We start from the raw sequence: 19,429 nt of genomic DNA, 5'->3' as shown, positions 1-19,429 counted from the left end.
TTAATTAGAAATCAAAAACGGATATTTATTCGGATTTTCTAATACCAAACCCGTTCCTTTTACTACGGCACGCAAAGGGTCGTCGGCAACTTTTACTTTGAGTTTGGTTTTGTCTGCCAAACGCTTATCCAAGCCGCGCAGCAAAGCACCGCCACCGGTGAGATAAATGCCGGTGCGATAAATATCGGCTGCTAACTCCGGCGGCGTGGATTCCAAAGCACGGAGTACCGCCTCTTCAATTTTGGAGATAGACTTATCCATACATTGGGCTATTTCGGAGTAATTGATGCTGATTTGGCGCGGAATACCCGACATCAAATCGCGCCCGTTTACTTCCATATCAGCAGGTGGAAACTCAAGGTCGGTGAGGGCAGCTCCAATTTGAATTTTGATGGTTTCGGCGGTGCGTTCACCTATCAAAATATTATGTTGGCGGCGCATATAATCTACAATATCCGAAGTAAATTCATCGCCGGCCACCCGAATAGATTCATCGCCTACGATACCCATCAATGCGATAACGGCAATTTCTGTAGTACCACCGCCAATGTCAATAATCATATTGCCTATCGGCTAGCTCACATCAATACCGATACCAAGTGCGGCAGCCATCGGTTCGTGAATAAGATACGTTTGTTTAGAGCCGGCACGCTCGGCGGAGTTGAATACGGCGCGTTTTTCTACTTCGGTAATACCGGAAGGAATACACACCACCATGCGATAACTCGGACTAAACCAACGTTTGGACGTATAAAGCATTTTGGTCAGTTCGGCTATCATCGCTTCGGCACTTTCAAAGTCAGCGATTACGCCGTCTTTCAAAGGACGAATGGTTTCTATATTTTTGTGCGTTTTTTCGTGCATTTGCATCGCCCGTTTTCCTACGGCGATAACTTTTCCGGTACTGCGGTCGCGTGCCACGATAGAAGGTTCATCTACCACCACTTCGCCTTTGTACATAATGAGTGTATTGGCTGTTCCTAAATCTATGGCAATGTCGTGTGTTAAAAAACTAAATAAGCCCATGCTTTGCAATATATATTGTGCTGTTGAAAAGAAGTGCTTTCTTGCAGCAAAAATGCGTCATTTTTAATCAAAAATAATCAAGAAAGTTGTACTATTTTCAGCCTATCGTTGAAAAGCCAAGAAAGACCGAGAATAGTTTTACAAAGGTAGGTTTATTTTGAAAAAAAACTTTTTGTTTTCTTTTTTTTCTGTCAGTTTCATCATTTTATTTTAAAAAAAATAGAATTAAACAGCAATTTCAGACTTTTGATGTCTGATATAGTGATTATCTTATCGCTTTTGTTGCTGTTTTGTAATTTTTATTGAATTTTTTTTAAAAAACATAGCTTTTCTTTATGTCTTCTTTCCGTACCGAAATTCAGCCTCCCGCCACAGGTTTTCCGATTCAGCACCGTCATCAAGTAGGTTTGATAGGTTCTTGTTTTAGCGAGCATATCGGTGATTTGCTGGAGTTGTATAAATATCAGGTGCTGCGCAATCCTTTTGGTATTCTCTACAATCCGCACAGCATTGCCGAAAGTATGGAATATTGGGCAAATGATGCGCTGTTCAGTGCCGAAGATTTGGTGTGGCATCAGGAGCAATGGCATAGTTTTAAGCATCACAGCGATTTTTCAAATGCTTCGCAAACGGCTTGTTTGGAACATATTCATCAAACATTGCTACAACAACGCGCACAAGTGCCGCAACTGCATACTTTATTGCTCACGCTGGGCAGTGCTTATGTGTATGAGCGGCGCGATACAGGCGAAATTGTCGGCAATTGCCATCGTTTTGCGCAAGATTTTTTTGTCAAACGCCGACTTTCTGTTGCCGAAATTGCTGCGGTATTGCAAAAAGGATTGAGGGCTTTGTGGCAAAAAAATCCGACTTTGCGGGTGGTTTTTACGGTGAGTCCGGTGCGGCATTGGCGCGATGGCGCACACGAAAACCAGTTGAGTAAGTCGGCATTGCTATTGGCGATAGATGTATTGCAACAAACTTTTCCGGCGCAGGTACAATATTTTCCGGCGTATGAGTTGCTGATGGACGATTTGCGCGATTATCGTTTTTATGGTGCCGATTTGTTGCACCCTTCGCCGGAGGCAGTGCAATATATTTGGCAAAAGTTCAGGCAAGCATTTTTATCTGCCGATGATTTTTCGTTGCTGGAGCAGTTAGAAAAACTTCAAAAAGCCGCTCGCCACCGCCCCCGTGTGCGCGGCACGCAACAACACCTCCATTTTATACATCAACAACTATTACAACTTCAGCAACTTACTTTGCAATATCCTTATTTAGATGTAACAGCAGAACGGGCGCATTTTTTGCAACAATTAGAGCAGTAGTTTTATTTATAGTGTTTAGTTTTGAATGATTAGTTATTAGTTAAACACTTCATTTTCAATAGCTTATTTCGTTGATTATAATCCAATATTTTTTTTACAAATAAAATATAAAGCCCGTTTTTCGGGCAGTAGAATTTAGTATGTTCATTTTTTTTCTGGTTTTTATTGAATTATTCGACAAAAAATGAAGATACTTATCTGATAATATCACAAAAACGGCTTATCTTTAACCCCGCAATACAACCATCATTAATACCATATAATGACCTCATCTGATATGTTGCGCCAGCATTGTGCCGCGCTGCTCCAAATGCCCCTTGACGAAGATACTTTTCAAGCCGCAATATTGGCAATTCCTGCCTTACTTGCTATTGCCGCAAATCCCGCTTTTGACGAAGGCGACTACTACATACTCGCTGAATTTGCTGCCTGGTGCGGATTTTATGACGACAGCTACGATGTCAATGAAGACGAAGAACCCGATGAAGCACTGATTGAAAGAATGGAAGTGGTGTTTAAAGGATTAGCAAATCATCTGGCATCGCCTTATGGCGACAGCACGCTTGAAGTTGCGCTTTCGGCAGATGCACACGAGCGCATCCACAGCGACGACACCGACCTGGAGTATGCGCAGTTGGCGTTGAAATCGGCTTGGGGGGACTGTGAAAGGTACAATTCCGTTGCCGAAAAAGATTTGAAAAATCTCTACAATCGCTTCGGGTTAGATGCCGAATTTATCAAACGCTCGCCCGAAGATGACGAATTTGAAGATTAAGTACCGTGATTTTTTAAAATACTGTAAAATAATCTTCAAAACACTTTAAAAGCTCTTTTTTGTGATGTAGCTTTGCGCCAGATTTTTAATTTTTCAACATATTATTTATTGTGGAGCAAGGATATAACAACCAAGAACAGGTTTTTACCAAAAAGTTAAAAGCCGGTAAAAAAAGAACGTACTTCTTTGATGTACGCGCAACACGCGGTAATGATTATTTTATTACCATTACCGAGAGCAAACGCCGTTTTGATGAAGGCGGATATGAGCGTCACAAATTACATTTGTACAAAGAAGATTTTAACAAATTTATTTCTGCACTTACCGAAACGGTAGATCATGTAAAAACAGAATTGTTGCCCGAGTACGATTTTGATGAGTTCAACCGTCCTTACGAAGAAGACCACCAACAAGAGGGCGGCGATACCGAAGAGGATTGGTAAAAAAGACACACAACAATCAATAAAAACAGGAAAAGTGCAACCGAACTATCAATATTCGGTAAAAAAAAAGAATTGGAGGGGGCAGCAAAGCCCCCTTTTTTTTGATGAATTAAAATCCTTTTCCTGCATTAATATTATACCCGATATACCAAAAACAACAACACGAATTTTTTTTACAACTGAAATATGGCTTTACAATGTGGAATAGTGGGTTTGCCCAATGTGGGTAAATCTACCATTTTTAATGCGCTGTCCAGCGCAGAGGCGCAAGCCGCCAACTATCCTTTTTGCACCATAGAACCCAACGTAGCGGTGGTCACCGTTCCCGATGTGCGCTTGGATAAATTAGCCGAACTCGTAAAACCGCAGCGCGTATTGCCCACAACAGTGGACATCGTGGACATTGCGGGTTTGGTGAAAGGTGCGAGTCAGGGCGAAGGATTGGGGAATCAATTTTTGGGAAATATCCGCAATACCAATGCCATTGTGCATGTATTGCGCTGCTTTGACGATGCCAATGTGGTGCATGTGGACGGCTCTGTAAATCCGGTGCGCGACAAAGAAATTATAGATATGGAATTGCAACTGGCGGATTTGGCATCGGTGGAAAAAAGCAACAACGCTATCAAAAAGCACTCAAAGGCACGGATAAAGAAGCCAAAATCGGCTATGAGGTGCTCACCAAAGTAAAAGAACATTTAGAAAAAGGTCTTTCGATACGCACTTTGGAATTGCCCGAAGAAGAAAAAGAATACATTGCCGACCTGCATTTGCTTACCCTAAAACCCGTTATTTATGTATGCAATGTAGAAGAAGCCTCCGCCGCCACCGGTAATCAATATGTAGAGTTGGTGAAAAACTTGGTAAAAGACGAAAACGCCGCCGTATTGGTGATTTCGGGAGCTATCGAAGCCGAGATTTCCCGCCTCGAAACCCCCGAAGAGCAAGCGGTATTTTTGGAAGAAATGGGACTCACCGAATCCGGCACAGCCCAACTCATACGCGCCTGCTACAGCATTTTGGATTTAATCACTTATTTTACTGCCGGCGAAAAAGAAGTGCGGGCGTGGACGATAAAAAGAGGCACCAAAGCACCGCAGGCTGCCGGTGTTATCCACTCCGATTTTGAGCGCGGCTTTATCCGTGCCGAAGTAATCCACTACGCCGACTATGTGCAATACGGCAGCGAACACGCCGTAAAAGAAGTCGGAAAAATGGGTGTAGAAGGCAAAGAATACATTGTACAAGACGGCGATGTGATGCACTTCCGTTTTAATGTGTAAGGGGCGGGGAGGTGTGTTTTTATGAAGAAAAGAAAAGAGCAATTGTAGCTTACAATATAAGCTACAATTGCTCAAAATAAATTTTCTGTTGATTGTGGTTTTTTATTATTAATGCAATAATATATCTTCAATTTCTTCACTCGCTTTTTTCAAGAGTTCTTTTGTCTTGTCTTTGAGTTGTTGGGCTTGTTGTCTGATGCGGGTAATGTGTTCTGCTATTTCTTTTTGTTTGGCAAGTGGTGGAATTGGAATAGGTAAATGTGAAATATCTTCTGGTGCTAAATGTCCATTTGTTGCTCCTGTAATGTTTCTCTTAATTTCTGTTTGCATTAAGCTGCATCTTAGAAAATGATAAACAAAAGCGTTATCTGATAAAAAGTTTGTTTGAAACTTTACAATGTCGCCACCTAAAAAATAATCTCCTTCATAATTCCAAAATGCAATCTTACCAATTGTTGCACCTGTTATTACTACTAAAACATCTCCAATTTTCAGTTTCTGCTGCTTACTAAAAATATTTTTAGCTGTCAGCAAGTCGTCAAGTGCAATTGTTCCGTCTGCATTAATGGAATTAATCTGAACAACTGAACATTCTCCGTCCTTTTCATCTTGTTTTGGCAAACTTCCTTTTATCAAATTCCCTAGGATTATTTCACGAAGTTGTTTAACAGGATATTTCCCATCAGAGATTGCGGTTAAATTATTTATGAATTTGTCTTGATGAAAAAATGGGTCAATTCTTTTGTTTAAAATATCTGATAATGTCCTTGTAAACATTCTATTCTTCAAAGTATTTTCAGGCGGTTCAGGTAGTTTTATGCCTAACTCATTTAGCAAATAAGCATCAATGCTTGAAAGAAGTTTTTCGGCTTCTGCTTCGTTGTTTTGTTTTTGAGCAATATAATTGTCAAATACGCTAATAATTCTGTTTTGATTTTCAATTGATGGAATTACTACTGGCGTTGGTGCTAACTGTTCAAGTGTTAGGTTTTTTTGTGCTGCTGATGGAGCAAGGTTTTCTAAATATTTTTTTAGGAACTTGAAATATACATTTAGATATTTTAGACTTACGTTATTGTCTTTTGTTGATATTGCGACAATACTATCAGGAAAGCAAGCTGGATAATCCAAAATTGCAGTATCTCCAATGTTTGCAGCAATTGTGATTAGTAAAACTTCTTCATCAAACAATTTACTTACTGATAAACCAAGTTCATTAAGTGTTTGAGAATATTCAATTTTGCCTAAGTCATTTGATGCTTTTACTATCTCACCTGTTTGAATAAACGGATATTTACCACCAAAAAATCTTTCGTCATTTCTTGGACGGTGTGAAAATTTACCACGTTTCAACTCTGCAACTTCTGAAAGTTTCTTTTTAGGAAGTTTGGTATTTTCAAGTATTGCTAATTTATTAAGAGGACTATAAAAGAAAGGGTCAAAGCGTTTTTCCAATTCGCTTTTCTGCAAAATAAAAACCTTGCTTGGGTTTAGTTTAGGGTTTTGTATGGTGTAGCGGTTCATTTTTTTAGTGTTTAGTGATACCAAAGGAAAAATATTATTTTTCTTATTTTCCTTTTATGGTTTCAAAGTAACTTAAAAAAAACATTAAGTTACTTTAATGACATAAAAGTAACTTTAACAACACAAAAGTAGCTTAAAAATATTTTTAGGTTACTTTCTGTCAAACAGATTTAGGTACGGTTCATAAATAAAAATTCTATTTCTAAACTGACCCGTAAATTCAACTAATAGCTTTTTTTGCTCAAAAAGATTTACTAACTCACTGGCACTTTTTCTTGTAAGATTACAAATATCTTTTACTTGGTTTATAGTTACTACCGGCTGTTTCAAAAGATGTTGATGTAATATAGCTCCTGTTTTTATCCTTTTACCAAACTCGTTTTGAATGAGTTGTTCAGTATTGGTTTTCAAATCGAGTACTTTACTAAGGGTTTCTACGGCTTGTTCGGCAGTTTGGGCTATTCCTACCAAGAAATATTTAATCCATTGCAGTATATCATTGTGGGTTCTCACTCTGGTAAGGTTGTTGTAGTAGAGAGATTTATCTTTTTCAAAATAGCTTGAAAGATACAAAAGTGGTTTTGTCAGCACTTGTTTTTCAATCAAGAAAAGGGTGATTAACAAACGACCAATTCTGCCATTGCCATCTAAAAACGGGTGTATAGTTTCAAACTGATAATGAATGATGGCTGCTTTAATAAGCATCGGAATTTCTAAGTTTTCATTATGGATAAAATTTTCCAAGTCGCCTATCAATTCGTTGAGATGGTCGTGATGAGGTGGAATGAACACGGCATCGGTTAGGCTATTTCCTCCTATCCAGTTTTGGCTACGTCTGTATTCACCGGGCGTTTTCTTTTCTCCTCTTACGCCTTGCATCAAAATTTGGTGTGTTCTCAAAATCAGTCTTGAAGAAATGGGTAATTTTTCTAATGCTGCAATGGATTCATTGAGGGCTTGGGTATAATTTTGTACTTCTTGCCAATCGTTTTTTCTTTCGGGACTAACATTTTCTTTTTGTAAAAATGCTTCGTCAAAATGCGTTTGAGTTCCTTCAATTCTACTGGATATTACAGCCTCTTTGGTAATGTGTAGGTGTATGAATAGGTCTATATTCGGCACTAACTTGGCATAGGAGTTGAGCTGTCCTAACTGAAAGGAGGCATTTTCTATAAGCTGATTGATTTTAGAATCATTCCAAGTCCATTCTTTGTTTACAAGTGCAGGCATAAAATATTTATAGCTTTTCCCTTGTCTTATTTCGCCTGCTTTAAATTTTTCAATTTGTATCATACCTTATACTTCTGTCTTGTTAATGTGAGCAATAAACTTGGATAGTTCTTTTCCTATTTCAATCAACTCATTGTTGTTGGTGCTTCTGCCTGTGGCATCATAGCCAATATCTTCGGCTATTGCCATAAAAATAGGGTAGTCGTCTAAGGCGGTTTGTTTAGCCAAAAAGTATTTTTCGGTCAATTCTTCTTTCAGCAAATTCACTTTGTCGGTAAATGCAGATTGAGCAGCCGATTTTTCGGCTTGTATCATTTCTGTGATTTCTTTTTTGTTGGCTTTCGGGTTTTTAGCTTTTGCATCTGCTTCTAATTTCTTAATTGCTTCTACTTTTTCCTTTTCCCATTTCTCAACTGTTGCCAAATAGTTGTTGTCGGTTTTAACTTGCTCTTTCAGTTTGGCTTTTTGATTGCTGATTTTTTCGGTTTGCTTGTCTTTGTGTTTACGCAAAAACAAAACAGAACTTTTAACGCCAGCACCTGTGGCACTAAAAGCGGTTTGTGGCATTGAAACAACCGCAACAATGCGATACATTTCTTCAATGTTATCTCTCACATATTGCAAACTGCTGTTAGTTAAAATACCGTCTGGAATTACAACTGCTAAATAACCCTGTTCTACTAAAAATTTGTGGCACTGCTCCAAAAACAAAACTTCGGTGCTTTGGCTGTCACGCAAAGCGGCTTTGCCGTTTGCGGTAGTATTCAGCCAATCCACTTCTTTAATTGCTAAATTGTATTGGTGCATATATGCCTTTTCAGTTTGCTTGATGCTACTTCCGAAAGGTGGATTGGTTATAATAAAGTCAAACGAATCGTATTTAAACGCTGCGTTGCCCGATTTGGCTTGCATTTCGGTATCACTCAAAAGCCCGTCCGATGCAATTACGTTGGTGTGTCCGTCATCGTGAATAATCATATTCATTTTGGCGGTTCGGGCAATCTGGTCGTTTATCTCAATGCCAAATAGGTTTTTCTCTGCGAAGTCGTGCCAATATTTGTAATGGTCTTTTTCATCTTTGATTGGGTCGTAAAATTCGTTGGCTTGTTCTCTCACTTTGTCCAAAGCGTAAAGCAAAAAGCCACCACTGCCACAAGAAGTATCTAAAACTCTTGATTTGTGATTGATTGGCAAACTATCCACAATGAATTTTACAATGGGACGTGGTGTAAAGTATTGTCCGAAATCGCCCCTGAAATAACTGCCCATAAAAGTTTCAAAGGCTTTGCCTTTGCTGTCAAGGTCAGTTTTATTGAGGTTGATACGCTGAAAGTATTTTACAATGGTTAGCGTTTCTTGTGCCGTAAGTGTAATACCGTCTTTGAAAACTTCGGGTGCTTCTTTTTCGCCAACTGCATAAATTTTCTTGATGCGTTTTAGCAAATCTTCCGGGTTTTCGTCTCGGAAAATTTGAAAGTCATAAGGTTCGCCTGTTTTTCTTGGGTGTTTCTCGTCCCAAATTTTGCAGAAGATAAGTTTATCTAATTCGTCAAACGCAACACTTGGATTTCGTTGTCCACCACCCCAAAGTGCTTGATGCGATTGAATGAAAATCTTTGTCAGTTCGCTTTCGCTTACAACTTGAAGTTCAAAAAATTTCTGCTTTACGTTTGGGTCGGGTTCGGCAGCAATGGTAATATCGTCTGTGTCAGTTTGTGAAATACCACCTTTCACATATTTGTAAGGTGCAAGTTTGTTAATACCGAATTGCGGAATGTCGGGAATTTCAATTCTGCTTTTCGGTTTCTTGTCGGGAACTTCGTAATACTGATTTTTAATTCGTGAAGTTGTCCAAACGTATTTTGCACCTTCGGCAACAGCGTAGCTGTATGCTTGGTCAACAGCAATGTTAAACTGCTGGTCGGTTAAATCTTCTTTTTTGCACTCAACTAAAATGTAGGTTTCTTCACATTCATCGTCTGAATAAACTGCAATGTCGGCTTCCTTGGTCTCAGAACCCATTTGAACAGGAATGAACTGTTTAATTCTGTTCTCAGGATAGCCATAAATCAGAACCAAAGTCAAGAAAGTTTCGGCTTGTACTTTCTCTTCGGGGTTGTTGTAGTTCCGCTTTTTGTTTTGGTGAATGTATGTTATGAAGTTTCGGTCTTCATCCAACCGAATAAGTCCTTTTTCTATGCCTGTGTCTATTAAATTCATTCGTCTTTTCTCTTATTTTTTTAGGTCGCTAAGTTAATATTTTTATAACTGTTGTCTTGTCTATTATCAATGAAAAAATCTCCTACTTTTGGGGCTTTGAATTTTTTATCATTTTTCCTGAAAATATTCAATGTTCGTAAAGTATTTGCTTAGAATGATGGTACAACACACTTGTTTATCGTCCCAATTCAAAGTTATGAATAAGCGGCAACACTATTCACTCTATTGCGCAAATCAATAATGGCGAGTATAGCAGCACATTTTTGAATAAACTGTTGATGTACTCCGCCGTTTTGTTCGGTATGTACAAAATCTTGCAGCAAGGGTACTACGCTGTTCGGCAAATACAGAGACAAGGAGCGATATTGTACTTCGGAAAGCAGATAAGGCTGGTGCATCAATTGTCGTAAAATAGCTTTTGCGGTGGATTCTTCCAATTGCTCATATTGCGCATTGCATACAAAATTGACCAATTCGTTCAATTGATTTTTTGCAAAAAAACGATAATACTGTTTTTGTTGCGCTTTATCAAATACAGGCAGCAACTCAATAGACGGATTGCTTTGGTTTTCAATTAAATACGCTGCCCACGCCCGATTGGAAAAGCGCACCGCTGACTGCCCTAAATAGGTCGCTAATCTGCTGATTTGTTCGTGTTCCAACAAAAGTTGTAAAAGCGTATCTTCGCTGATGCCCAAGTGTTGTGCTACGGCTTGCGGGTCGCAGAAAGAAAGTACCTGCACCAACCAATATATATTGTCGTCAATGTTTTTTTCGCTGCTGGTTTTTTCTACGCCGCCGGCTTCCAAATCGGGAGGCAGTTGAGGCGGTATATTCCATTGCAGCTTAATTTTATCGCTGCGCAAAAAACGTTTTTCTTGTTGGATAGTGAGCCATTGTGCAGCGACATTAAAATAATGTTTATTAAGTGCCGAGCCTTTGATGTGTTTGAGTAAATCAATAGCGGCGGCGGCAACTTTTGTGCTTTTATCCTGTGCGGCGTGCTGCAAAAACCCTTCATCAGCCAAAGAGAGGTTATTTTTCAACAAGTCTAACCATTCGCGGCGTACCTGTGCATTTTCCTGTGCAAATACACCCTGTAATAATTGCAAAGCAGCGGCGGGCTGTTCGGTACGCAACCGCACAAAATATTCTTTGCGCTGAAGCAAAGTTCCCGTTTGCCATATATCATCATCGGCAGCAGCAACCACAACACTACCCACCTTTTGCCAAGCCGGCTGTAAAGAACTCAGCCAATGTCCGGTGCTGCCGAGCAGGGGAAATATCTGAGCCGTTTTTCGTTTGTTGTCGGCGGCTTTATCCAACAAAGCGGGCAACAATACGGCGGAGGGTTGCCATTTATTTTGGCACATAAAAAAATAAGATAATCCAACCACACTTCATCTTTATAATTCAGGGCAAAAGCCATTTGCTGTGATAATAAAGCAGGGGCAGGACGGAGCAGTTCGTCATCGGTGCAGGGCGGAAAATCGGGTAAAGAGTCGGCGGCGGTGAAAGCAATTTCTTCTTGCAAAAAGGCGGCGGCGGCAACTTTAAAAAAAACATCTTCGGTATCGCTGCTGCTATTTTTTATTTTTTGTATAAAATCGCCGAGCTGCGTCGCTGCGGGCAGTTTTTTTTTGGGCGTGCCCAATACGGCAATTTGTGTGAGTTCGTCTGTAAATCCGAGCATAATTAAAAATCAAAAACTATAAAGGTAAAAACTGACCCTGAGCGGCGAGTGCCATTATGCGCACTTGTTCGTTTTCGTACAATACAAAACACCAGAAATCTTTTCCTTTAGAAAAAGCAGTTATTTTCCAACATTCAGTTTCGGTATTGGCGAGCAATATGTTTTTTTGAAATATATCTTTCAGATGCCATTTGTTTTGATGCTGTACTATATGCACATCTTGCAGCAAGCAGGGGATAGTTTCAATAAAAGGCGTATAAGCATATAATACCGAAATATATTCTTTGAGTGCCGAAATACCGGAAATACCTTTGGGCAAATCGGCGGTGGCGGCGGCTTGTGTGCTTATTTTTTGTTTTATCAGCACCCGCAGCGGGTACAAATAAGGATAAAAAACGAGATCGGCACACAGGGTGCTGCCGAGCAGGAGGCTTTCTTCCTGAGCAAGGGCAGGCATTTGATTTTTTACCGCAAAATCCAGCAACAACGCAAAACGCCCCGAATACATACCATAAAGCCAAGTGCGCACTGTAATTAAATTGTCTTCAGTTTCGGAGGTTTTGGCAAGTACCCACCAAGTATCGTTTTGGGTATTCCCTTCATTCAATACCTCTTCTTTGCTTTTATTTTTGCCAATTAACAAATCCAAATCTTCTTGCGTAGCTGCATCAAAATGAGCTTTGTTTTTGTAGGCTTCGGTGAACAAATATATTTTGGAGAGGCGTTTGGTGAGTTGTTTTTGCCAGCCGTCTTCGTGAAAAGCTATCTGGTTGATTTTTTTGAGTTGCACCGCCAATCCGGTAGCTTGGGCATCATTCATACGCGCAATGATGTGTTGTGTAAAATATTGCGGTTGTTGAGCCACTGTCACAATGCCGGTACGGATGGTGTCTTTGAGCCACGTCTGCAACTCTTCAATACCGACGGCAATTTTTTTTTCGCGGGCTTGCCATCTTTTTTGTTTGGCAGCTTCATCATTGACGGGCGTAGCGGTCGTTTTATCGGCGGCGGCGGGTTTGGCTGCGTTTTTAGTGCTGCGTTTTTGCAGCCACTCCGCTATATCTTCGGGTAGTTCTGTTGCTGCCATCAGTTGGTCGCTTTGCTTGGCATAGAGCAGCAGCAGCCCCAAACTGTGTTTGCAGGGAAATTTTTTACTCGGACACGAGCATTTAAAAGCCAGGTTGCTCAAATCTACGGCGGTGCGGTAGGGTTCTTTGGCACTGCCCTGACATTCGCCCCATATAGCTAAAGGGTGCGCATATTTTTTGAGCCATTTGGCGGCGGTAGCCAATTGCATACCAGCTTTGGCGGCGGCGGCATCGGTAGCCAAAGCCAAAATTTGCTCCATAGAATATTGCATATACAAATGAATTGAGCCGTTGAAAACAAAAGCAAAAATATGGAAAATTTCATTTTTATCTATTTTAACAAAAAGTTGAAGTGCGTGTTGTTGTTTTTGCTATGATTTCGCTTGTACCTTGCATAAAGATTGTTATTTTTGCTTTTTTTAAAATAAAAAATAACTGCGCTATATTTTTTATAATGCCTGAATCTCAACAAACGCCTTATATGGGTTGCTTGCTGCTTGCAGAGCCTTTCTCCGATGATTACAATTTCAGGCGGTCGGTGGTGCTCTTGTGCGAACACGACAAAGAGGGTACTTTCGGCTTGATTTTGAACAAAGTGTTGCAATTATCACTGAGCGATGCTTTGCCCGAATTGGAGGCAGCAGATATTCCTTTGTACTATGGGGGTCCGGTACAAACCGATACTTTGCATTATCTTCATACTTTCGGCGATGTGCTGGAAGGGTCTGTGGAAGTAAATGCGGGTTTATTTTGGGGTGGTGATTTTGAGAAAATGAAATTTCTCATCAATACCAAACAAGCCAACAGCGGTAATGTGCGCTTCTTTTTGGGATATTCGGGCTGGACATTCGGGCAGTTGGAAGAAGAAATTCGTCAGAATTCGTGGATACTCACTTAATGACAAAGAATTTGTATTTGACGAAGACAGCGACCGCCTTTGGCGCACGGTATTGCATCGTATGGGCGGCGATTACCGTTTGATGTCCAATTTTCCTGACGACCCGCAACTGAATTGAAAAAAAATATTGCTGCCGGTAATTTTACTTTTAATAATACAACACAAAATGTTCTTTGGCTTGGGTGCTGCGAAAAAACACAATACCCAAACGCCACAAATCAATGGTGATGCGGGTGCGCGGGTGCGCTTTGATATATTGCCACGCTTCTGACATTTCGGGCGACCAATGTACATCATCAAATACAAAAATGCTATTTTCGTGGGCTTTGGCGAGGCAAGTTTCAAAATAGCGGAGCGTGGGAGCGAGGCGGTGGTTGCCATCAAAAAACACCCAATCCAACTGAGGAAATGTTTGCAATACATTCGGCAAAATATCATCAAAATTTCCTACTTGTACCTCTACCCGCCCGCAGCCCGATTGTTGTAAATGCTGCCGTGCCGCCGCCGCCGTATTCGGGCAGCCCTCCATACTCACAAAATGCGCCTCCCGCTTGGGCAATGCCTGATACAAAGTGCTGATACCCAGAGCCGTTCCGAACTCCAGCAGGTGCTGCGGCTGATAATAATTGACCATACGAAACAACAACTTACCATAATGTGCCGGAATAGACATGGTTTTGAGCATATCTGCCAAGCGGCGCACGCGGCTGTTGCCTGCACCGCAATCGGTGGTCTGGATAAGGGTATCGCTGCGCACCAAGGTGGCTTTCAGCGTTTCTATATCCTGAAAAGCGTAAAAGTTGCGCTTGTCATTCAATATTTTTTCGGCAAAATCATATACAAAAGGCGAATGTAAATAATAGCGAGTTTTTCCGCCGATGGCGTAGCGGGCAAGGCTGTTGATGCGGTGCAGGAGGCTCACAGGCGAAAGAAGATGAATTTATTTTTTTTCTTTTTAAAAAAATGGCAGTTTTTAAAAAAATCTTTAACGTTTAAACTCCACCAACTCCACGCGCGATTCTAATTTTCCTTTTTTATCGTAGCTTTCGGTTTTTACCATGCCCATATCTTTGGCATACCACATTTTGCTGCTGCTGTTGATGGTCATGAGTTTTAAGTTGCCCATATAGGTTTCCGATTTGCTGTTTTCGCTAAACACCAAACAGGTAAAGGTGCCGGCGGCGGTAGTGAGGTTTTCTTCGCGCTCCACAGTGCGGTCGGTGATGTATATTTTCATTGTCATCATCGTATTTCCATTGGTTTGCATTTCCATAGTAGTAGAAAAATCGTTCAAATGGTCGCCGACTTTGGGGTTGGAAGGAAAATCGAGGTATTGATTATCAAAAACCATTTTGGCATCGGGAAATTGTTCCGACATATTGGCGGGCATCATACGGCTCATGTCAATATACATTTTTTCGTCTTTGCACATCAAACCATAAGTACCCTGCATCATTTCCTTGTTTTTTTCGTCATTCATTTTAATACCCATTGTTGCCTCAAAGCCATTTCCTACCACTTTGTAGGTTTCTACCTGATATTGATATGAGCCGTCAGATTTGCCTTTATCATCATAAATGGCATATTTATAAGCCGAATGTTCTAAAATAGGATAATAGAGTTCGCAGGCATTTTGGGCGTTTACATGGCTCGCCATTAAAAGTAAAGCGGCGCAACAGGTAATAAAATAATGTTTCATGGTTTTGTTGGAGAGTTAAGTGATGAAAGGGAAAAAAACTGATTTGTTCTCAAAAATACATTAAAATCAGGGAGTTTTGTAAAAAAACAGCCATATCCGCATAAAAAAAAATAATTTTGCAAAAAAGCCTTGATATGACAACAACTGATGATACGTTAGTGGTGGATTTGGCGGGAGTGGATATTTTTCAAAAAGACCGTTTGATTTTGGAAAATGTAAATTTACAAATTAAAAAAGGGGAATTTGTGTATTTGGTGGGAAAAACAGGCACTGGCAAAAGCAGTCTCCTCAAAACCCTCTACGGCGACCTGTCCCTGCGCTCCGGTTTCGGAACGGTGGTGGGCTTCGATTTGAAACAGCTCAACTGGAAAACTGTTCCTTTTTTGCGCCGCAAATTGGGTATTATTTTTCAGGATTTTCATTTGTTGCTCGACCGCAATATTGAAGACAATCTGAAATTTGCGCTGCAAGTGACGGGCTGGCGCGATGCCTACGAAATCAACCGCCGCATAGATATTGTGCTGGAAAATGTAAAAATGCTGCACCACCGCAAAGCAATGCCCTACGAAATGTCGGGCGGCGAACAACAGCGCATTGCCATTGCCCGTGCGCTGCTCAACGACCCGCTGCTGATTTTAGCCGACGAACCCACCGGCAACTTAGATGCCGAAACTTCCGAAGAAATCATCACGCTGCTCAAACTCATCTGCACCGAAACCGAAACCTCTGCCCTTATCGGCTCGCACGATATTTATACTATCAGCAAATTTCCTTCGCGCATTTTGCGCTGCGCCAACCATCGCATCAGCGATGTAAAACTTTGAATCTGATAAAAACATAAAACAACAACATCTTATTTTACATACATAAAAAAATGCCGCTTCCTGATAAGTGGCATTTTTACTTTTTTAAAAAACAAAACTATTTTTCTGAAACCGGAAGCGGCAAATGGTCGGATAAATGGTAGCAATGATTTATACACAAAAGTCAAATTATCTTAATTTTTAGGTGCAGTAAACATTTTTACTAATTATACCTTTATATTTGAACCCTATTTATATTGGCAATTACAAAATTTTATTGTTCACGATTAAACGGGTTGATTTGTGAAAAAAATATCTTTTATCTTATTATCTTTTCTTTTCTTTATGTTGATGGAAGACATTGCCGTTGCGCAGGAGCGCAGCCTTTTAAAAAATACTTCCGGCAAGTACCCTTATGAATATGCCGAAAACGACCCTTTGCAAACACGTATTTATACGTTGCAAAATGGTTTGAAAGTGTATATAAGCCCCAATGCCGACGAGCCGCGCATACAAACGATGGTTGCCGTGAAAGCAGGCTCTAAAAACGACCCCGCCGAAACCACCGGTTTGGCGCATTATCTGGAACACATGCTCTTTAAGGGCACTTCCAAATTTGGTACGAGCAACTGGGAAGCGGAAAAAAAACTTTTGCAGGGCATTTCCGACCTCTACGAGCAGCACCGCAATACCAACGATGCTACCGAAAAAAAACGCATCTACCACCAAATTGACAGCCTCTCCACACAAGCGGCTCAACACGCCATTCCGAGCGAATACGATAAAATGGTAACAGCACTCGGTGCTACCGGCACCAATGCTTATACCTCCAACGAACAAACGGTGTATATCAACAATATCCCCTCCACCGCTTTGGAAAAATGGGTAAAAATTGAAAGCGAGCGTTTTCAGGAATTGGTGCTGCGCCTGTTTCATACCGAACTGGAAACGGTGTATGAAGAATTTAATATGGGGCAGGACAACGACTTTCGCAAATCGTACAAATCCTTGTTCAAAGGGTTGTTTCCTACCCACCCATACGGCACACAAACCACCATCGGCGAGGGCGAGCACCTCAAAAACCCTTCTATGGTGAATATCCACCGTTATTTCAGCACCTACTATGTACCCAACAACATGGCGGTGATATTGGCAGGCGATGTAAATCCCGATGCCGCCATTGCTTTGTGCGACGAGTATTTTGGCAAGTGGCAGCCCAAACCCATACCGCCTTTTCAATACAAACCCGAACAGCCCATCGCCGCACCGCAGGTATCCGAAAACTACGGCTCGCAAGCCGAACACCTCTATCTGGGCTTTCGTTTCGAAGGGGCAAACTCCCGCGATGCACTGCTGCTGCGCCTGATGAGCCGTATGCTCGAAAACGGACAAGCCGGTTTGTTTGATATTGATTTAATGCAAAAACAAAAAGTATTAGATGTCGGCTCTTACGAAATGATTTTGCACGATTATTCCGCACATATATTATATGGCGTGCCGCGCGAAGGGCAAACCCTGCAAGAAGTGAAAGATTTGATGTTGCAGGAAATTGAAAAAATAAAAAAAGGCGATTTTGAACCTTGGCTCTTGGAAGCGGTATTAAAAAACTATCGTTTGGAAACCATCAAAGGCTACGAAGACAACCGCAACCGCGCCTCTGCCTTGGTGAGTGCTTTTGTATTAGATGTCAATTATGCCGATTATGTGGCATTGCTCGACGAACTCGACCAAATTACGCGCGAAGACATCATCGCTTTTGCACAAAAAAACTACGGCAATAATTATGTCGTAACCTATAAATACAACGGCGAAGACAAAAACGTGCATAAAGTAGAAAAACCCGAAATAACGCCCCTCAATATCAACCGCAGCGAACAGTCGCCTTTTGTGCAGGGTATAGAGGCAATGTCGGAGTCGGTTTTGGAGCCTGTGTTTTTGGATTATCAGAAAGATATAGAAACCACGCCCCTCAACACGCAAATTCCTTTTAACTATATCCGCAACAAAAACAACGAATTGTTTAAGTTGTATTATTTGTTGGATATGGGTACTGACCATGTAAAAGAACTCGACCTCGCCATTCGTTATTTGCCCTATTTGGGCACCGACCGTTACAGTGCCGAAGAGTTGAAAAAAGAGTTTTTTAAATTAGGGTTAAAATTTGATGTATTCAGCGCACGCGACAAAGTATATGTGCAATTGTCGGGATTGGGGAGCAGTTTGGAAGAAGGCGTAAAACTCTTTGAGCATATTTTGGCACATGTAAAAGCCGACCCGAACATCTACAACGAACTCGTAGAGACCATACTCAAAGAGCGCGCCGATGCCAAATTATCCAAACAAGAAATTTTGCAGCGTGCCCTTACGAGCTATGCCAAATACGGTGCTGCTTCGCCTTATACTTATATTATGAGCGAAGAGGAGCTGCGCAATGCCGATATTGAGCGTTTGGTGCAATACATCAAAACACTCACACAATACAAACACCGCATTTTTTATTACGGTCCCGATGCCGCCGACAACGTAAAAGAAATCATCAAAAAATACCACCGCACACCCGCGCTGCTGTCGGATTATCCCAAAGCCACTGTTTTCCGCGAACTCGACCAAACTCAAAATCACATCTACTTTGCCGACTACAAGCAAAAACAAATAGATTTGATGCTACTCTCGCGCGATGAAACGTATAATCCGAAAAACGCCGCCGCCGCTTATATTTTCAACGAATATTTCGGAGCGGGCTTGTCGTCTATCGTATTTCAGGAAATCCGCGAAGCCAAAGCTTTGGCATATACCGCCTACTCATCATACACCACGCCGGTGCGCCAAAACGAAAGCCACTATTTGGTGGCATATATTGGTACGCAAGCCGACAAACTCACCGATGCCTTAGATGCGATGATGGCATTGCTCAACGATATGCCCGAAGCCGCCCGACAATTTGAAGGTGCAAAAGAAGCTGCCCTCAAAAAAATAGAGAGCCAACGCTTTTTGGGCGACCGCATCTTTTGGGACGCAGAAGCTGCCCGCAGCCGTGGTTTGTCGTATGATTTGCGCCGCGATATTTATGCCGAAATAAAAACAATGACGCTGCCGCAGTTGAAAGCATTTTTCCAACAGCACGTCAAAAACAAATCTTTTGCTTATTTGCTCTTGGGCGACAAAAGCAAATTAGATTTGGAGGCAGTACAAAAAATTGCACCCGTGCAGGAATTGTCGCTGGAGCAATTATTCGGATATTGATTTCACCTGTATCCATCGCTCCTTTCAGAAGGACAGAGAGGTTGGGGTTCTATCACTTTGATAAGTTCAAAACTTTATCAAAGTGATAGAACAAAGTTGAACAAGGTTACTTGTAGTTTGATTTTCAAAAAAGGTGTTACGATATGCGAAAGAATCAGTGACATTTGGGATAGACC

The 19,429-nt window shown here is 41.1% G+C and carries 12 protein-coding genes and 3 pseudogenes; 7 read left to right on the top strand and 8 right to left on the bottom strand.

Annotation, left to right across the window (positions count from 1 at the left end; translation table 11 throughout):
- Positions 1-1,026 (bottom strand): annotated as a pseudogene (locus tag IPL35_03590) (rod shape-determining protein).
- A 335-nt stretch (positions 1,027-1,361) separates the two neighbouring features.
- Here IPL35_03590 and IPL35_03585 point away from each other — a divergent pair.
- The 4 genes and pseudogenes from IPL35_03585 to ychF all read left to right on the top strand — a co-directional run bounded on the left by IPL35_03585 (position 1,362) and on the right by ychF (position 4,855).
- Positions 1,362-2,354 carry a GSCFA domain-containing protein gene (locus IPL35_03585; protein MBK8442539.1) on the top strand — a complete coding sequence of 331 codons (993 nt, stop codon included), beginning with the start codon at positions 1,362-1,364 and terminating at the stop codon, positions 2,352-2,354.
- Positions 2,355-2,616: 262 nt separating this feature from the next.
- The gene (locus IPL35_03580) at positions 2,617-3,129 is read left to right on the top strand and encodes a hypothetical protein (GenBank protein MBK8442538.1); all 513 of its coding nucleotides are present in this window, start codon (positions 2,617-2,619) and stop codon (positions 3,127-3,129) included.
- Between the two features lie 110 nt (positions 3,130-3,239).
- Positions 3,240-3,572 carry a DUF3276 family protein gene (locus IPL35_03575; GenBank protein MBK8442537.1) on the top strand — a complete coding sequence of 111 codons (333 nt, stop codon included), beginning with the start codon at positions 3,240-3,242 and terminating at the stop codon, positions 3,570-3,572.
- Between the two features lie 186 nt (positions 3,573-3,758).
- A pseudogene (gene ychF, locus IPL35_03570) lies at positions 3,759-4,855 on the top strand (redox-regulated ATPase YchF).
- A 108-nt stretch (positions 4,856-4,963) separates the two neighbouring features.
- Here ychF and IPL35_03565 read toward each other — a convergent pair.
- The 5 genes from IPL35_03565 to IPL35_03545 form a co-directional block, all read right to left on the bottom strand.
- Positions 4,964-6,379: a restriction endonuclease subunit S gene (locus IPL35_03565; GenBank protein MBK8442536.1), complete on the bottom strand. Its 1,416-nt coding sequence runs from the start codon at positions 6,377-6,379 to the stop codon at positions 4,964-4,966.
- A gap of 150 nt (positions 6,380-6,529) precedes the next feature.
- Positions 6,530-7,669, bottom strand: a complete 1,140-nt coding sequence (locus IPL35_03560; protein ID MBK8442535.1) for a Fic family protein — start codon at positions 7,667-7,669, stop codon at positions 6,530-6,532.
- Between the two features lie 6 nt (positions 7,670-7,675).
- Positions 7,676-9,829 carry a restriction endonuclease subunit M gene (locus tag IPL35_03555; protein ID MBK8442534.1) on the bottom strand — a complete coding sequence of 718 codons (2,154 nt, stop codon included), beginning with the start codon at positions 9,827-9,829 and terminating at the stop codon, positions 7,676-7,678.
- 194 nt (positions 9,830-10,023) lie between these two features.
- Complete coding sequence (locus tag IPL35_03550; GenBank protein MBK8442533.1) at positions 10,024-11,202, bottom strand: hypothetical protein; 1,179 nt, start codon at positions 11,200-11,202, stop codon at positions 10,024-10,026.
- Between the two features lie 336 nt (positions 11,203-11,538).
- On the bottom strand, positions 11,539-12,882 hold the full coding sequence (locus IPL35_03545) for an SWIM zinc finger family protein (protein ID MBK8442532.1): 1,344 nt from the start codon (positions 12,880-12,882) through the stop codon (positions 11,539-11,541).
- Positions 12,883-13,064: 182 nt separating this feature from the next.
- Here IPL35_03545 and IPL35_03540 point away from each other — a divergent pair.
- Positions 13,065-13,626: pseudogene (locus tag IPL35_03540) on the top strand (YqgE/AlgH family protein).
- Positions 13,627-13,656: 30 nt separating this feature from the next.
- Here IPL35_03540 and IPL35_03535 read toward each other — a convergent pair.
- A complete protein-coding gene (locus tag IPL35_03535; protein MBK8442531.1) occupies positions 13,657-14,430 on the bottom strand; it encodes a class I SAM-dependent methyltransferase in 774 nt (257 codons plus the stop codon).
- 63 nt (positions 14,431-14,493) lie between these two features.
- Positions 14,494-15,207: a hypothetical protein gene (locus tag IPL35_03530; GenBank protein MBK8442530.1), complete on the bottom strand. Its 714-nt coding sequence runs from the start codon at positions 15,205-15,207 to the stop codon at positions 14,494-14,496.
- A 134-nt stretch (positions 15,208-15,341) separates the two neighbouring features.
- On the opposite strand from IPL35_03530, the gene IPL35_03525 reads away from it, so the two are divergent.
- Together IPL35_03525 and IPL35_03520 are read left to right on the top strand one after the other, a co-directional pair.
- Positions 15,342-16,031 (top strand): ATP-binding cassette domain-containing protein, encoded by a 690-nt coding sequence (locus IPL35_03525; protein ID MBK8442529.1) that lies wholly within the window; start codon positions 15,342-15,344, stop codon positions 16,029-16,031.
- Positions 16,032-16,313: 282 nt separating this feature from the next.
- Entirely contained in the window at positions 16,314-19,253 is a 2,940-nt protein-coding gene (locus IPL35_03520) for an insulinase family protein (GenBank protein MBK8442528.1), read from the top strand.
- Positions 19,254-19,429: the final 176 nt, after the last annotated feature.

Source organism: Sphingobacteriales bacterium (genome assembly GCA_016711285.1).
In the GTDB taxonomy this organism is placed as follows: Bacteria; Bacteroidota; Bacteroidia; order Chitinophagales; family UBA2359; genus JADJTG01.
The sequence above is the reverse complement of the archived record's forward strand: the minus strand, read 5'-3'. Positions and strand labels throughout refer to the sequence as shown.

Bases quoted from the DNA above. Each gene is read 5' to 3' on its own strand.
- IPL35_03525 (MBK8442529.1), top strand. From the start codon at position 15,342: ATGACAACAACTGATGATACGTTAGTGGTGGATTTGGCGGGAGTGGAT.
- IPL35_03550 (MBK8442533.1), bottom strand. From the start codon at position 11,202: ATGTGCCAAAATAAATGGCAACCCTCCGCCGTATTGTTGCCCGCTTTG.
- IPL35_03545 (MBK8442532.1), bottom strand. From the start codon at position 12,882: ATGCAATATTCTATGGAGCAAATTTTGGCTTTGGCTACCGATGCCGCC.
- IPL35_03530 (MBK8442530.1), bottom strand. From the start codon at position 15,207: ATGAAACATTATTTTATTACCTGTTGCGCCGCTTTACTTTTAATGGCG.
- IPL35_03580 (MBK8442538.1), top strand. From the start codon at position 2,617: ATGACCTCATCTGATATGTTGCGCCAGCATTGTGCCGCGCTGCTCCAA.
- IPL35_03585 (MBK8442539.1), top strand. From the start codon at position 1,362: ATGTCTTCTTTCCGTACCGAAATTCAGCCTCCCGCCACAGGTTTTCCG.
- IPL35_03555 (MBK8442534.1), bottom strand. From the start codon at position 9,829: ATGAATTTAATAGACACAGGCATAGAAAAAGGACTTATTCGGTTGGAT.
- IPL35_03565 (MBK8442536.1), bottom strand. From the start codon at position 6,379: ATGAACCGCTACACCATACAAAACCCTAAACTAAACCCAAGCAAGGTT.